Source organism: Curtobacterium sp. Arg-1 (assembly GCF_025643395.1).
GTDB classification, from domain to species: Bacteria; Actinomycetota; Actinomycetes; order Actinomycetales; family Microbacteriaceae; genus Curtobacterium; species Curtobacterium poinsettiae.
The window spans coordinates 3,403,715-3,418,497 of record NZ_CP095731.1; the positions used below are offsets into that span (position 1 = coordinate 3,403,715).

14 protein-coding genes are annotated in these 14,783 nt (G+C 71.4%); 12 read left to right on the forward strand and 2 right to left on the reverse strand.

The genetic code is table 11. The features are described 5' to 3' along the window. Window positions 1-7: 7 nt before the first annotated feature. A complete protein-coding gene (gene sucC / locus MXD64_RS16280; protein WP_263136810.1) occupies window positions 8-1,177 on the reverse strand; it encodes an ADP-forming succinate--CoA ligase subunit beta in 1,170 nt (389 codons plus the stop codon). A gap of 223 nt (window positions 1,178-1,400) precedes the next feature. Between sucC and MXD64_RS16285 the strand changes: the two genes are divergently transcribed. From MXD64_RS16285 to MXD64_RS16310, 7 genes are all read left to right on the forward strand, one after another. Further along, window positions 1,401-2,717 carry a RecQ family ATP-dependent DNA helicase gene (locus MXD64_RS16285; RefSeq protein WP_317629839.1) on the forward strand — a complete coding sequence of 439 codons (1,317 nt, stop codon included), beginning with the start codon at window positions 1,401-1,403 and terminating at the stop codon, window positions 2,715-2,717. Then, a complete protein-coding gene (locus tag MXD64_RS17785; protein ID WP_317629840.1) occupies window positions 2,621-3,031 on the forward strand; it encodes a DUF3553 domain-containing protein in 411 nt (136 codons plus the stop codon). The genes MXD64_RS16285 and MXD64_RS17785 overlap by 97 nt, the downstream gene beginning before the upstream one ends. A 244-nt stretch (window positions 3,032-3,275) precedes the next feature. Further along, window positions 3,276-3,575, forward strand: coding sequence for a hypothetical protein (locus MXD64_RS16290; RefSeq protein ID WP_159557054.1), 300 nt, complete (start codon window positions 3,276-3,278; stop codon window positions 3,573-3,575). Between the two features lie 50 nt (window positions 3,576-3,625). Further along, window positions 3,626-3,991 carry a hypothetical protein gene (locus MXD64_RS16295; RefSeq protein ID WP_159557056.1) on the forward strand — a complete coding sequence of 122 codons (366 nt, stop codon included), beginning with the start codon at window positions 3,626-3,628 and terminating at the stop codon, window positions 3,989-3,991. Continuing rightward, window positions 3,988-4,827, forward strand: coding sequence for an oxygenase MpaB family protein (locus MXD64_RS16300; RefSeq protein WP_259553092.1), 840 nt, complete (start codon window positions 3,988-3,990; stop codon window positions 4,825-4,827). Before MXD64_RS16295 ends, MXD64_RS16300 begins: the two co-directional genes overlap by 4 nt. 5 nt (window positions 4,828-4,832) lie before the next feature. Next, entirely contained in the window at window positions 4,833-5,441 is a 609-nt protein-coding gene (locus MXD64_RS16305) for a hypothetical protein (RefSeq protein ID WP_017888159.1), read from the forward strand. Further along, the gene (locus MXD64_RS16310) at window positions 5,441-6,052 is read left to right on the forward strand and encodes an FHA domain-containing protein (protein WP_159557060.1); all 612 of its coding nucleotides are present in this window, start codon (window positions 5,441-5,443) and stop codon (window positions 6,050-6,052) included. Before MXD64_RS16305 ends, MXD64_RS16310 begins: the two co-directional genes overlap by 1 nt. Before the next feature lie 64 nt (window positions 6,053-6,116). On the opposite strand, the gene MXD64_RS16315 is transcribed toward MXD64_RS16310, so the two are convergent. Next, a complete protein-coding gene (locus tag MXD64_RS16315; RefSeq protein WP_263136811.1) occupies window positions 6,117-10,532 on the reverse strand; it encodes an FtsK/SpoIIIE domain-containing protein in 4,416 nt (1,471 codons plus the stop codon). Between the two features lie 105 nt (window positions 10,533-10,637). On the opposite strand from MXD64_RS16315, the gene MXD64_RS16320 reads away from it, so the two are divergent. The 5 genes from MXD64_RS16320 (at window position 10,638) to MXD64_RS16340 (ending at window position 14,641) form a co-directional block, all read left to right on the forward strand. Beyond that, on the forward strand, window positions 10,638-10,934 hold the full coding sequence (locus MXD64_RS16320; RefSeq protein WP_017888162.1) for a WXG100 family type VII secretion target: 297 nt from the start codon (window positions 10,638-10,640) through the stop codon (window positions 10,932-10,934). Between the two features lie 107 nt (window positions 10,935-11,041). Next, window positions 11,042-11,371, forward strand: a complete 330-nt coding sequence (locus tag MXD64_RS16325) for a DUF6507 family protein (RefSeq protein ID WP_152427322.1) — start codon at window positions 11,042-11,044, stop codon at window positions 11,369-11,371. 2 nt (window positions 11,372-11,373) lie between these two features. Further along, window positions 11,374-13,212, forward strand: coding sequence for a WXG100 family type VII secretion target (locus MXD64_RS16330; protein WP_396127173.1), 1,839 nt, complete (start codon window positions 11,374-11,376; stop codon window positions 13,210-13,212). Further along, the gene (locus tag MXD64_RS16335; RefSeq protein WP_017885450.1) at window positions 13,209-13,817 is read left to right on the forward strand and encodes a hypothetical protein; all 609 of its coding nucleotides are present in this window, start codon (window positions 13,209-13,211) and stop codon (window positions 13,815-13,817) included. The genes MXD64_RS16330 and MXD64_RS16335 overlap by 4 nt, the downstream gene beginning before the upstream one ends. Beyond that, window positions 13,808-14,641, forward strand: a complete 834-nt coding sequence (locus tag MXD64_RS16340) for a hypothetical protein (protein WP_263136812.1) — start codon at window positions 13,808-13,810, stop codon at window positions 14,639-14,641. Before MXD64_RS16335 ends, MXD64_RS16340 begins: the two co-directional genes overlap by 10 nt. Window positions 14,642-14,783 lie beyond the last annotated feature (142 nt).

Below are 14,783 nucleotides of genomic sequence, written 5' to 3' on the forward strand. Positions count from 1 at the left end.
AGTCCCTTCAGGCCGCTGCGGCGGCGAGTTCGGCGGCCTGCTCGGCCGCATCGTCCATGGTCGCGGCAACGGTGACGAGCGGGTGCGCTGCCTCCGCCAGGATCCGACGACCCTCTTCCACGTTGTTGCCGTCGAGGCGCACGACGAGCGGCTTGGTGGCCGCGTCGCCGAGGATGCCGAGCGCGGCGACGATGCCGTTCGCGACGGCGTCGCACGCGGTGATGCCGCCGAAGACGTTCACGAAGACGCTCTTCACCTGCGGGTCGCCGAGGATGACGTCGAGGCCGCTGGCCATGACCTCGGCCGAGGCGCCGCCGCCGATGTCGAGGAAGTTGGCGGGCTTCACGCCGCCGTGGCGCTCACCGGCGTAGGCGACGACGTCGAGCGTCGACATGACGAGCCCCGCGCCGTTGCCGATGACGCCGACCTGGCCGTCGAGCTTGACGTAGTTCAGCCCGTGGGCCTTCGCCTTGGCCTCGAGCGGGTCCTCGCTGGCGGTGTCTTCGAGGTCCTTGTGGCCCTCGTGGCGGAAGTCGGCGTTCTCGTCGAGCGAGACCTTGCCGTCGAGTGCCAGGATCTGGCCGTCGCCGGTGCGGACCAGGGGGTTGACCTCGACGAGGGTCGCGTCCTCGCCCTTGTAGACGTCGTAGAGCTTGACGAAGACGTCGGCGACGGCGTCCTGCAGCTCCGATGGGAAGTTCGCCTGCGCGGCGATCTCGAGCGCGGCGGCCTTGTCGATGCCGGTCAGCGGGTCGACCTCGACCCGGGCGAGTGCCTCGGGCTTCTCGACGGCGAGCTGCTCGATCTCCATGCCGCCCTCGACGCTGGTGAGCGAGAGGTAGGAGCGGTTGGCCCGGTCGAGCAGCACGGAGAAGTAGAACTCCTCGGCGATGTCGGCACCCTGGGCGACCATGACCCGCTGGACGGTGTGGCCCTTGATGTCGAGGCCGAGGATGGCCTGCGCGTGTTCGAAGGCCTCGTCCGGGGTCTTCGCGACCTTGACGCCGCCGGCCTTGCCGCGACCGCCGACCTTCACCTGCGCCTTGACGACCACGACGCCGCCGATCTTCGCGGCCGCCGCCTTCGCCTGCTCGGGGGTGTCGGCGATGATCCCCTGCAACACGGGGACGCCGTAGGACTCGAAGAGGTCCCTGGCCTGATACTCGAAAAGATCCACGCTGTTCTTCTTCCCGCACGGTTCGTGCGATCGGCATCGGTTTCCCGGTCGCGCACTCCACATCGAGGGTCGCTCGATGTCGAGACAACGGCCGCCACGCAGCCTAGCGCTGCTCGGTGGACGGCCGGTGCACGGATGCCGGAGCGGGCCGGCTCCGACGGGCGTGAGCCGCTGCGCGCATCGCTGGGACCGGCCTCAGGCTCCCGCTCGGCACTGTGGATCGGTGCACCCCGAACTCCGTACCCGCGCCACCGAGGTCTTCGGCTGGAAGCTCCGCCCCGACCAGGAGTCCGTCATCGACGCGGTCCTCGAAGGCCGCGACGCCCTGGCGGTCATGCCCACCGGTTCGGGGAAGTCGGCGATCTACCAGGTCGCCGGCCTCGGCCTGGACGGGCTCGTCGTCGTGGTCTCCCCGCTCGTCGCGCTGCAGGAGGACCAGGTGGTCGGGCTCGAGCACCATCCGGGTGCGCCCCGCGCCGTCGCCCTGAACGCCACGAAGAAGGCCCGGGACGTCGCCGATGCCTGGGACGCCGTGGCCGCGGGCCAGGTCGGCTACGTGTTCCTGGCGCCCGAACAGCTGGTGAAGGACGACGTGCTCGAGCGACTCCGCGATGCCGGCGTCGCGCTGGTCGCCGTCGACGAGGCGCACTGCATCTCGTCCTGGGGTCACGACTTCCGACCGGACTACCTGGCGCTCGGCGAGGTCGCGGAGCGCCTGGGCCGCCCGCCCGTGCTCGCCCTGACCGCGACGGGCTCCGCTCCGGTGCGGGACGACATCGTCGAGCGGCTCCGCATGCGCGACCCGTTCGTGCTCGCGTCGGGGTTCGACCGACCCGGCATCCGACTCGAGGTCATCCGGCACGCCGAGGACGCCGAGAAGCGCCAGGCCGTGGTCGACCAGGTCGCCGAACTGGACGGGGCCACGGTCGTCTACGTCGCCACCCGCGCCGCGACCACCGAGTACGCCGATGCCCTCGCCACCCGTGGTCGTCGCGCGCAGCCGTACCACGCCGGCATGCGCGTGGCGGAGCGCGAGTCCGTGCACACCGGGTTCCTGGACGGCGACGTCGACGTGGTGGTGGCGACCAGCGCGTTCGGCATGGGCATCGACAAGCCCGACGTCCGGTACGTCGTGCACGCCCACGTCCCGGAGTCGGTCGACGCCTACTACCAGGAGATCGGACGGGCCGGGCGGGACGCCGAACCGGCCGGCGCCACCCTGCACTACCGCGCCGAGGACTTCGGCCTGCGCACCTTCTTCGCGTCCGGCTCCCCCGGCCCGCATCGGTGCGGGCCGTCTTCGACGCCGTCCCGCCCAGCGGCTCGATCGCCCGTTCCGCGCTCACGGAAGCCTCGGGGCTGTCGGCCCGCACCGCCGGCCGTGCGCTCAACGCCCTGCTCGACGCCGGTGCCCTCCGAGACGACGTCGACGGTGTCTCCCGGATGCCGGACGGCCCCCGGGACGCCGACCGTGCGGCCCGCGCCACCGCCGACCGAGCCGCCGAACGGGAACGGGTCGAGGAGTCCCGCATCGCGATGATGCGCCAGCTCGCCGAGACGACCGCGTGCCGCCGGCAGTTCCTGCTCGGCTACTTCGGCGACGAGCTGCCGGAGCCCTGCGGCAACTGCGACACCTGCTCGTCCGGCACGGCGCGCGACGCCTCCGCCCACGTGGCCGACGGTGCGAACGACGCCGTCTGGCCACCGGATGCCCGCGTCGAGCACGCGGAGTGGGGCACGGGCGTGGTGATGAGCACGGAAGAGGACCGCATCACGGTGTTCTTCGAGTCCGCCGGTTACCGCACCCTCGCACTCGCCGACGTCGAGGAACGCGAACTGCTCGAACGCGTCTGACAGCGGCACGGACGGAGCACGGACGGAGCACACCGGCGGCCAGCGCACCAGCGCAGCCGACCCGGGCGGGGAAGGCGCGGCCGCTCGACCACCCGTCGGCGACCGCGCTCCACTCCCCCGAGCATCGGCGATGCTGCCGTGACGGCGTGACCGGAAGGTGACGCCCGGGTGAACACGACACGAAACCGGACAGCCGCCAAGCACCCGCGGGTAGGCAGGAAGCCCGCAACGGAAAGGAACCACCATGAGCGACCCCGGCATCAGCCCCGTCGACGACTTCGACTCCCAGCAGCGTCGCGACGACGACATCGACCGTGAGCACGTCGGCCCGTACGAGGTGGACGAGGCCGAGGAGTCGCTCGAGACCGTCACGAACGACGCGGTCGCCGGTGAGACGGTGGAACCGCAGCCCGGTGACGGCTCCGACGACGGTCCCACCGGCGGCTCCCCGCGCGAGGGCTCGCCCGACCTGTGGGAGCACGAGAACGAGCAGGACGAGGACCGCGCCGACCTCGGCAACGACCTCGGCACGAAGCCGCTCTGAGCGCTGACCTGATCAGGCTCCCCCGGAACACGGCTCGGTAGCATCGGGCCGTGTTCCGACGAGTCCGTGCCAGCGTCCGCAGCATGCCCTCGGCGGCGCGGCTGCTGGCCGTCGCGGTGATGCTGCTGGTCGCCGCCGCGGCGCACCTCGCCGCCCGCTCGGAGCCCGGTGGCCGCTGGGTCCCGCTGCTCGTCGCCGGCGTCCTCGGCGCGCTGGTCACCGGTTCCCCGACCCGCCTCTGGCCGATCCCCGCGATCTGGCTCGTCGCGACGCTCCTCGCCCTGACCGGTGACGCGCCCGTCGACCCCGCCTCCACACGGGTCGCCGTGATCGTCGGCGCAGTCGCGCTCCTGGTGGCGATCGCTGTGGACCTGCGACCCGTCCTGCGGGCGCGACGCCGACGGGGTGCGGCGTGACCACCCCACGGCCTGGAGGCTCGGCGCACGACCCGCACCGGGCCTCCCGGCCGTCTCCCGCGCACGTCCACGACCGTCACCTGCGTCGGTTCCTCGCCGACAGCACCCCCGTGGCCGCGGGCGGCCGCGCCATCCTGCTGCAGATCGCCGACCCGGTCGTCGCGGCCGGTGTGCGACGGCACTCGGACTTCGCCCGGCGACCCCAGCAGCGGCTCGCCCACACCCTGATGTTCATCTACGCCGTCGTCATCGGCACGGAGTCCGACTCGGCGACCGCGACGGGCTTCGTCAACCACGCGCACGGGCCCGTCGCCGGCGCCGACGACGTCGACCGGCAGCTCTGGGTGGCCGCGACCCTGTTCGACTCCGCCCGGCGGGCGCACGACCTGTTCGGCACGAAGGTCTCCGCTGCCCGGGCCGAGCAGGTCCTCGCCGCCTACGCGCCGATCGCGACCGCGCTGCGGGTGCCAGCGGAGCGCTGGCCGACCTCGGTGGCGGCGTTCGACCGGTACTGGCAGCAGACGCTCGACGGACTGCAGGTCACCGACGACGCCCGCGGGGTCGTCCGTGACCTGCTGCACCCGCGGTTCGCGCCGCTGTGGGTGCGGGCGGCGATGCCCCTCGTGCGCATCGTGACCGTGGGGATGCTGCCGGAACCGGTGCGCACGGCGTACGGCTTCGCGTGGGGGCGGCGCGAGGAGCGGCGCTTCCGGCGGACCGTGCGGGTGGTGGCCGGGGTGCGGGCGCTCGTGCCGCGGGCGCTGCTGCGGTTGCCGAGGCCGGTGCTGCTGCGGGCGCTGCGGCGGACCGCCGAGCGACACGGCGCGGTACGGTAGCGGGCATGTCGGTCGACCACTTCGCCATCACGGTCCCGCGTTCCTGGTTCGAGCTCCCGGTCGATCCGGAACGCCGCGACGACCGGATCAGCGCCCTCGTGCAGGAACGCATCGAGGACCACCGGGAACTCTGGGACCACCGCACCGAGATCGTCCGGGTGCTCCGCCGGTTCGCCCGCTCCGCCTGGGACAGCGGGGCGCGGTACTGCGCCGCGTTCGCCGAGCCCAGCGAGGACGGCATCGTCTCCGGTGCCCTCACCGTGACGGTCCTGCCCGCGCCCGAGGCCGGCGGGGACCCACTCGCCGCACTGACCGACCACGTCGCCGCGCTCGGCGGGGACGACGACGGGATGCACGTCGACGTGCACGAGGTCCCTCGCATCGGCCGGGTGCCGCGCGTCTGGGGCGTCTCGACGGTGCAGGCACCGGACGGCCGCGGATCGTTCGACGTCGTGCTCATGCAGACCTTCGTGCCGGCCGGCGACCAGGTCGCCCTGGTCAGCGTCTCGTCACCCGCGACCGACCTGGCCGAGCCGCTGTACGAACTGTTCGAGACCGTCACCGACACCTTCGAGCTCATCGACTCCGCCACGGTCGGCAGCGAGGTGTCCTGATGCGCCTCTGGCCGTTCCGGAAGAAGCGCAAGGTCGTCGAACCCGTCGTCGAACGGGTCGGAGAGCGTGATCTGGCGCAGATGGCACAGCGCGGAGAGCTCGCCCGTTCCGTCGTCACCCCTCCCCTGGCTCCGCGTGCGAGCGCCGACCGGGTCCGGGCGACCGTGGCGCAGATGCCCGGCCGACCACTCGGCTCGTCCGGCGGAAGCACCGCGCGACGCGACGCCGCGCCGGCCCGCCAGGCCGCGGCGGCCGTGCTCGTCCTCGACGGCGCCCAGCGGGTCACCGTGTCCGGCGGGGGACTGATCGGCCGCGATCCTGCGAGCTCCCATCCCGACGGCGGATACGCCCACATGATCGCCCTGGAGGACCCGGAGCGGCTGCTCAGTCGTACCCACCTGGAGTTCGGGTTCGGTGCCGAGGGCTCGCTCTGGGTGCTCGACACCGCGTCGGCCAACGGGGTCGAACTGCAGCGTCCGGGGTTCCCCCCGGCGATGCTCGTTCCGTCGCAGCGCACGACCGTGCGGCCCGGGGACACCGTGGTGTTCGGCGGGCACTCGCTCCGCGCCGAACCCGCCGTCGGACTCGTCAGCGAGACGCCGCTGGGCTGAGCCGACCCTGGACCGGGCAGACTGCGGGGTGCGCACGCTCCGGGCTGCGCCCCTGCGGCCGGCGCTAGTCGCCGGCCGGCACCTGCACGAGTCGGAGCGCCTGGTCGGCGTCGTTCAGCAGAGCCCGGCCGGCGACGCGGTCCTGGGTGACGAGGCTCTTCGACAGCTTCGTGCCGATCAGGTCGCCATCGACCGTGCTGAGCGGCGCGAGGAGCATGCCCCGACGGGCCTTCTTCGCGTCGACCTGCCAACCGCGGAACCCGCTCGCCACCCCCTCGACGTCTCCCGCCAGGACGAGCCCGACCGAACGGCCCCGGTCGGACTCCATGATCGCCCGGAACACCGGTTCGGCCGGCGACTCCTTCAGGGCTTCGGCGTCGTCGACGAGCACGAGCGTGAAGCCCGCGGCGCCGGTGTCGATGGCGGCGGACAGGCCCTCGGCTCCGATCGCACCATCGGTCACGACCGTGGCTCGTGGCGCTCCGTCGAGCGCCCGCAGCGGGGACTCCCGCGGGGTCACCGCGACCACCGAACCACCGGCAGACAGCACGTGGCGGGCCATCGCGACGAGTGCGGTGCTCTTGCCCGAGCGGGGGCTGCCGCCGACGATGAAGACCGAGGTGTCCTGCACGAAGTCGTGCGTGAACAGCCGGAGCTCGTCGCCGCCGACGCCGAGTGCGACCCGGCCGACCGACGCCTCCGCCGACGGCAGGTACCGCACGGCGTCCTCGAAGGTGATGGAGCGCGGGAGCACGTCGATCCGGAACGGCTTCGGGGCGTCGGCCGACACGTGCGCACGGACCTCGTCACCGATGCCCCGGAGCGCGGCGGCCTGGTCGCGGCCCCCGAGTCCGCCGGGCAGAACGGCGACCTGGGTCTCCGTCGCCGTCGCGTTGCGGAACCCGCGCCCCGGCGGGATCGACTCCGGCAGCTTCTTGCCGTTGATGCCCTCGTAGTTGTAGTCGCCGCGGTCGGCCAGGGCAAGCAGCAGCTTCCGTTCCACCTGGCTCGACATCCGGCCGGACGTGAGGGTGCGGTCGCCGGAGACGACCAGGTGCACGCCGACGCCGACGCCCTCGCGCAGCAGGGTCTGGACGGCATCGTGCAGCATGCCGTTCTCGGCGTCCGCCAGGGTCGCCATGAAGCTCTCCCACTGGTCGAGGAACACGACGACGTGGGGCATCGGCACGGTGCCGGAGTCGGTCCGCTGTTCGGCGATCGACGAGTAGCCGCCGGCGGAGAACGCGGCCTGGCGCTCCTGCACCGTGCGGAGCAGGATGCCGAGCAGCCGCGAGACCCGGTCGGGCTCGTGCCGCTGCACGACGGCACCGCAGTGCGGCAGAGCACCGAGGGCGAGCAGGGCACCGTTGCCGCAGTCGATCCCGTACATGTGCACGTCGCCGACGCCGAGCCGCAGGGCCATCGCACCGGCGAGGGTGCGGAGGGTCTGGCTGCGACCGGAGCGTGGCGAGCCGATCACGAACAGGTGGCCGTCCGCGTCGAGGTCGAACACCGCCGGGCGCTGCCGCTGGTCACCGGGGTGGTCCTCGACGCCCCAGGCGACCGCCAGGGGCGCCAGGTCGCCGGTGCCGGTCGCCTCGACGTCGTCGAGCCCGACGACCTCGCCGAGCGGTGGCAGCCAGGGCTTCCGCTGCTCGGGGGTGCCGAGGGCTCGGGTGGCGTCGTCGATGGACGAGACGAGGACGCTCAGGTCGGTGACCTCCACGTCGCTCGCGGCGGCCTCGACGGCGGCCGGGCGAGGGGCCGGGTCACTGTACGAGGCGAACGTGAGCTCGCGGACCAGGGCGGGTCGGGCCTCCTGGTCGTCCGTGCCGGGCCGGCGCCCGCCGACGCGACCGGACTGGAACGGCAGCAGCGAGGCCGCGCCGAGCCGCACGTAGGCGCGCCCCGGGGTCGACTTCGCGATCCGCGCGGCGTCGTTCGCGCCGATGACGTCCTGGCTCTCCGACTGGTCGGTGACGCGCAGCGCGATCCGCAGGTTCGTGTTCGCGCGGATCTCAGGCGAGACGACGCCGCCCGGTCGCTGCGTGGCGAGGATGAGGTGGATGCCGAGGGAGCGACCGCGCTGGGCGATGTTCACCAGGCCCTTGACGAAGTCGGGCAGCTCACGGGCGAGCGAGGCGAACTCGTCGATGACGATCAGCAGCCGCGGCAGGCTCGGGATGGTGTCCCCGTTCGCCGCACGCTTGGCCTGCAGGTCCTGGTAGTCCTCGAGGTCCTTCGCGCCGACCTCCGCGAGGGCGTGCTCGCGGGTGCGGAGCTCGGCACCGAGCGACTCGAGCGCGCGCTCGACCTGGTGCGTGTCGAGGTCCGTGACCATGCCGACGGTGTGCGGCAGGTCGACGCAGTCCTTGAAGGCCGCACCGCCCTTATAGTCGACGAGCACGAAGTTCATCTCGTCCGGCTTGTTCGCCACCGCCAGGGACGCCACGATCGTCTGCAGCAGCTCGGACTTGCCGGAACCGGTCGTGCCGGCGACCAGGCCGTGCGGACCGTCGTTCCGCAGATCGATCGCGAACGGCCCGTCGATCGACGCCCCCACCACGGCGGTGGTGCTGCGGCCGCCGAGCAGCCAGCGAGCCTGGACGGCCTCGGACGTCGGCGGTTCGAGCTGGAGGACGTCGAGCAGGCGGGCGGACGAGGGGATGGCGCCGTCCTGCACGTCCGGGCTGGCGTCGACGATCGGCGACAGCGACCGGGCTACCCACTCGAGCCAGTCCTGGTCGACCAGGTCGGGGCGTGCGTCGTCGATGCGCTCACTGCGCTGCTGGGTGACCCGCACCCGGTCGTCGCGGACGACCACCACCGCGTCGCACTCCTCGGGCAGGAGCCGTTCGTCCAGGTCGAGGCAGATGCTGAACACCCCGACCGACGGCCCCTCCTTGAGCACCTGCACGAGCGAGGGCATCGCGCGGAGCCGCCGTGCGCCGTCCATCACGACGACGATCTCGTCAGCTGGCGGGGTCTTCTTGCCGATACCCGCCTCTTTCCGGGCGTCGATGATCGCGGCGAGCTCGGCGATCGCCCGCGCGGTCGACGCGGCGTTCGAGGCGATGCTCGTCATCGGCTGGTCTGCACCGTCCCGGCGGACGTGCGGCAGCCAGGACATCCACTCCCACAGCGACGTGCGCGTGGTGTCGGTGAGCAGCGTGAAGGTGACGTCCTTCGGGCTCTGCAGCGTCGCGAGCTGCGCGACCACCCAGTTCGCCAGTCGTCGGGCGTCGTCGTCGGGACCGGCGATGCCGATCACGCCGCGCTCGGCCAGACGGATGCGGACCGGCACGTCCGTGGCGTCCCACGCCACGGTCCGCTTGTGGGACAGCTGCTCCGGGTCCTCGATGGTCACCTCGGAGCGCTGCGTCGCCGTGCCGACGCGGACGAGCAGGTGGTCCGGATCAGTCCGGCGTCGCTCCCACAGTCGCGGCAGCGGCGTGACCGCGGTCTCGTAGACGGCGGCCGGGTCCGGCGCGCTCGCGATCCAGCGTGCGCGTTCGGACTGGAGGCTCTCGGTCGCGTCCGCCTCGATCCGCGCCTTGGTGTCCTCGTACTCCACGACGCGCTGCCGGTACGTCTTCTTGCCCTGTCGGCGACCCTGCAGCCCTGTGATGATCATCAGGACCGGCGACAGCAAGGCGATGAGCAGGTAGATCCAGCGGCCGGTTGTCGACACGAACATGACCGCCATGCCCATCGGCGCCAGTGCCATCAGGATGGGCAGCGCCCGGGCGGGGGGCTCGGTCGGCGGCGGCGGCAGCTGGTAGCGGGTGTGCTCGTCCGGGGGCAGGATGCGCGGCGGCCGGTTGTACTCGAGCGACATGCCGTCGTCCGCCAGTGACAGATGGGCGCCACGGTCCGGAGCGCGGCCGAATCCGAGCAGTACCGCACCGATCGCGAGCTGTGCTGTCTCGGGCCAGTCCGTCTCCTCGGTGACCGGCTCACCGTCGAGCAGCGCTCCGGAGAAGCCGTTCGCCGGACGCACCTTCGCGCCGTCGGCGGTCACCGTGACCAGCAGGGCGATCTCCGGCACCGTGTCGACCCCCGACGCCTCGGCCTCCACCTCGTCCGTGGTGCTCACCGGCACCCGCACGTGCGCGGACCGTGCTGTACCGATGGTCACCGTGCCGGTGCTGACCCGGACAATCGTCCCCGCGTGCAGCCCGGAGACGATCCGGATCTCGGCGTCGGTCAGCGGACGGAGTGGCTGCGGCGGCACCTGTTCCAGGCTGCGGCTCACCACCACTCCCTCCCGGACACCGGACTCGGCGACCGACGCCGAGAGGTCGAGCTGCTGCTCCCCGACGAAGTACACCGGAGTCCGACCGGAGGCGTCGACGTCCGTCGCGATGAGGCGCTCGGCCTCGGCCACCAACTCGCGCACCGCCCGGGAATCGTCACCGTCGACGTAGACGTTCGCGGTCTGGCCGCTCTCGCGGTCGACCATCGTGAACGTGAAGGTCATGGCAATCCCCCGTAGCGTTGACTTCGTGTCGCAGGACGATGGTAGTGTCCATCCCACACGCCCCGTTGGGGGGACAACGAAACTCCGGGGAAAGGGAGTCACACCGTGGCGAACATCAACGTCTCGTACGCAGACCTCGAGGCAGCAGCCTCCGACCTCAAGGCAGGCCAGGCAGACATCGAAGACCGTCTGTCAGCACTGCAGCGAAAGATCCAGCAGCTCATCTCGGATGGCTACGTCACCGACAAGTCGTCCGTCGCGTTCGGCGAGTCCTACGACGAGTTCAACCGTGGCGTGAGCCAGACGGTCCAGGGGCTCGAAGGCCTCTCCACGTTCCTCTCGAAGGCTTCGCAGACCCTGTCCGAGACGGACGAGTCGCTGGCCTCCGGCCTCAAGGGCTGACATCGTCGTCGACCCCGTGCCCCGCGATCGCGTGGGGCACGGGGTCGTCGCGGTTCCTGTGGCGTCGTCCTGGTGGCGCCGGTTCGTGATCGGGGAGGGATTGTTCCGTGGCAGGCAAACTGCTGGTTGATCTGATGGGGCTCGGGGAGCTCCAGAACGACCTGACGACCGTGCACAGCACGCTCGAGCAGGCGCACAAGCGTGTCGATGCGTCCGACGACGAGATCGGTTCGGGGACGGTACAGGACGCTCTGCACGACTTCGACCACCGCTGGGGCGACAAGCGGGACAAGATCAGCGAGTCGACGAAGGCGTTGGCGGACATGCTGAGCTCGTCCATCGAGACCTACACCGAGACCGACGAGAAGCTCGCGCAGGCCCTGCAGGTCAACGACGAGAACGGCGGCGGCGGGCCCGTCGCCTCGAGGGCTCAGTAGCCATGGGGCGGCCGTCGGGGTGGGACGTTGTCGATCAGGGTGATGATCCGGTCAAGGGTGATCCGTCGACGTTGCGGATGATGGCGCGGGAGTACCAGCGCATCTCCGACGCAGCCGATGACGCCTCGACCCGACTGAAGTCGGTGAAGGGCTCGGGGTGGCTGACCGACTGGGAGGGTGAAGCCGCGGACGTGTTCGTCGACGCGATCGAGGACACCCCGTCGGACCTGACCAAGCTCGTCGATTCCTACGAACTCGCCGCGACGGCGTTGTCGGGGTGGGCTGACACGGTCGATGACGCCCAGTACCGGGCTGACGGTGCGTTGGCGGACGCGAAGGACGCCTCCGGGGACCTCGCCGCGGCGCAGGACCGGTTGGCAGATGCGCAGTCGAACCTGTCGCACTACCAGTCGGCGTCGAAGGACCTGTCGAAGGTCGCGGACAAGTACCCGGCCGGTTCCGAGGTGCCGGACGGGGTGGATGTTCCGTCGCCGGCGCAGTTGCGGGCAGCGTCCGACAACGCTTCCGTCGCGCAGGGGTCGGTGTCGTCGGCGCAGGGGGACATCTCGGCGGCGCAGTCGCGGATCGATGCGGCGAAGCGGCTCGTGGCGGATGCGAAGGGTGACTGGCAGGACGCGGAGCAGCGGACCGCGACGAAGATCGGTGAAGCTGCTGACGCGGGCCTCGGGAAGCAGTCCACGTGGGACAAGATCTTCGGGTCCGAACGATGGGAGACCATCGTCTCCATTGCGAAGGTCGTCGTCGCTGTTGGCGGCATCATCGTCATGATCGTCGGCGGACCGCTCGCATGGATCGTGCTCGGTGCAGCGCTGCTCGTACTCGCTGACACCCTGTACAAGATGAGCAAGGGCACCGCCGACGGGTGGGACCTCGCGTTCGCGCTGCTCGACTGCATCCCGGGTATGAAGGGGATCACCACCGCCGGACGGCTGCTGTCCGCAGCCGGCGACGCACGCAAGGCGTTCTCGCTCGCCCGCTCGACCGGATCGCTCGGCTCGCTCGCCGCCCGGACCCTCAGCGGAGCTGGCCGCTACGGCGTGATGGCGCTCAAGGAGCTTCCGCTGGCGGTGAAGCAGTTCGCGTCAAACCCGACGCGGCGACTCGAGCGCATGGCGCTCCAGGTGCGCTACCTGACCCCAGCGAACATGGTGCACAGCGCCGTCGATGCGGCGAAGGGGCTGCACACCGGCTTCTTGGGGTCGCAGGGCAAGCCGATCGTCGAGCGCCTCACCGACGCTTTCACCGCGAGTGACCGCGCCTTCAACCGCACCGTCAGCGGCGCCTACAACGCCCACGTGTCCGACATCGCTCGGACGGATCCGGCCCGGGCCAGCCAGCTGTGGCAGGGCGGCGAAGGCTACTACGGTGTCGACTCGATGACCAACGTGACCGGCCCGCACGCGCAGATCGACGCGTTCGCCTCGACGCCGTCCGGCATGCAGAGCCCGTCGGCGAGCTACGCCGTCCCGAACGCCCCGAGCGGCGACTCCGCCGCGTTCCACGAATCGGCCCAGGTCGGCGCGAACTTCGACTACCCGACCCCGTACCGTGAAGACGTCTCAGTCGCACACATCGGAGCGGACCAGCCGTACGCCGTCGGCACGGCGCAGGCCAACCCGCAGTTCGGCGCCGGCGGTGGAACGCAGTACTTCCACTCCGGCATGGCGACCGACAGCCCATCGCCGTTCCCGGCAGGCGGGCCTTCCGGCATGGACCCGAGCGTTCGGTCGATCACCGAGTCGGTCGGTATGCGCGGAGCCCTGCACGCACCGTGGCGCGCGGTGGCCTACACGCAGCCGCTCGTCGGGAGCGACGAATGATCCACGAGGGCTTCCCGGACGTCCTCGTCGTGGGACCGGTCGCCGATCGGTCGTTCTCCGATGACGGCCAGCTGGTCATCGATTACGGCACGGCGCCTCGGTGGTCCCCTGACGCAACGCTCCCGGATCTCGTCGCACGGGCGAAACTCCTGGCGCTGCTCCTCGACGCGCTCGACCCCGAAGTCGACGTCCGAGTCGGCGCACGTCACCAGTTCCTGCTCAACGACCACATCGACGGGCGCGTCGACACCCGCGCCGGTGGGACTCCGCCGCGCCTGCTCGCGTACGGCTCGCTGACGACCACTGTGATCCGGTCGAGTGACCTCGGCCGACTCGTGGATGTCCGCAACGAACCCTCGATGGCACAAGGGCTCTTCACCTTCCCCCGCGGCGCCGATGTCGTCTCGCAGATCGGCCCCGGAGCCGCACTCACGCGCCACGGCGACACCGGGTACTTCGACCAGGTCCTCTCCTTCGAGACCGACAATGCTGCACCGCCCTCGAAGCAGACCACCAAGGCACTGCACCGATGGACGAAGATCGTAGATCGCTGGCGGACGAAGGCCACTCCCGCGCAACGGGAACTCGAAGGCCCGTGGATCTGAGCGAGCCGGCCGAGCTCACGGCCTGGCGACGGGCGGTCGACACGGACCTGTGGATGCTGGCGACGGAGGACGGCGTCCCGGCGGTCATCGCCCCGGCTGACGAGTCGCCCCAGGCCGTCGCGCTCGCGTTCCTCGACCAGCAACAGGCGCAGGCCGCGGCCCCGGACGACGCGGTCCTCCTGCACATGACGCTGTGGTCGGCGCTCCGCGCGACCCCGGCCGACGTGGCTCTCCTGCTCCAGCCCGGCCAGCCCGACGAGCAGGTCCTGCTGCCCGAGGACATCGACCGGATCGTCGGTGTATCGCGAGACCGCGCGCCGGTGCTCTCACCCCGCGACCTGGCGATCACGTCGATGATCCCCGCGGTGATCGTGGACGGAGTCGTCAGCCCGCAACCGGATGGTCTGCCCGTGGGGGTGCTCCTCGACCAGGCCGGCCGATCCGGCGTCCCGTTGACGCTGGCGGCGGGGCCGACGATGCCCCTCGAACTCGACGCATGGACGACGGCGGCACTCGTCCGAGCGGCGAGCCCGTTCCCGGCGGGGTTCGACGTCGTCGTCGGTGCCCCGAAGCCGGAGCAGTACCCGGCGGTGACCGACTTCCGCGAACAGTACGACGGGGCGGCGATCAGCACGGTCGGTGTCATCGTCGAACGGGCGTCCGAGCGGATCGTGGTACTCGTCGACACGGATGACGCCGACGAACTCGGACGCGTCCGGGTCCAGGCCGCATCGCTCGTGCCCCTGCCCGTCTTCGTGACCGATCGCCGGTCCTCACCAGAGCAGGCGTGGGTGCTCGGGCGGCCCGACAGCCACGTGTCCTGATGGTGACCTGGCGCGCGAGTACCCGTCAGACGACGGTCTGGGCTGTACCGGTTCCGAACGGCCTCTACCTGGCGATCGAGTCCGATGGTCGCCCCGCCACCGAACCGCACGATCGGGATGTTCGTGTCGAGTCCGCGTACTC

What these genes read in the sequence shown, in the direction of transcription:
- MXD64_RS16335 (WP_017885450.1), top strand. Translation starts at nt 13,209, where the DNA reads ATGATCCACGAGGGCTTCCCGGACGTCCTCGTCGTGGGACCGGTCGCC.
- MXD64_RS16310 (WP_159557060.1), top strand. Translation starts at nt 5,441, where the DNA reads ATGCGCCTCTGGCCGTTCCGGAAGAAGCGCAAGGTCGTCGAACCCGTC.
- MXD64_RS17785 (WP_317629840.1), top strand. Translation starts at nt 2,621, where the DNA reads ATGCCGGACGGCCCCCGGGACGCCGACCGTGCGGCCCGCGCCACCGCC.
- MXD64_RS16290 (WP_159557054.1), top strand. Translation starts at nt 3,276, where the DNA reads ATGAGCGACCCCGGCATCAGCCCCGTCGACGACTTCGACTCCCAGCAG.
- MXD64_RS16305 (WP_017888159.1), top strand. Translation starts at nt 4,833, where the DNA reads ATGTCGGTCGACCACTTCGCCATCACGGTCCCGCGTTCCTGGTTCGAG.
- MXD64_RS16315 (WP_263136811.1), bottom strand. Translation starts at nt 10,532, where the DNA reads ATGACCTTCACGTTCACGATGGTCGACCGCGAGAGCGGCCAGACCGCG.
- MXD64_RS16330 (WP_396127173.1), top strand. Translation starts at nt 11,374, where the DNA reads ATGGGGCGGCCGTCGGGGTGGGACGTTGTCGATCAGGGTGATGATCCG.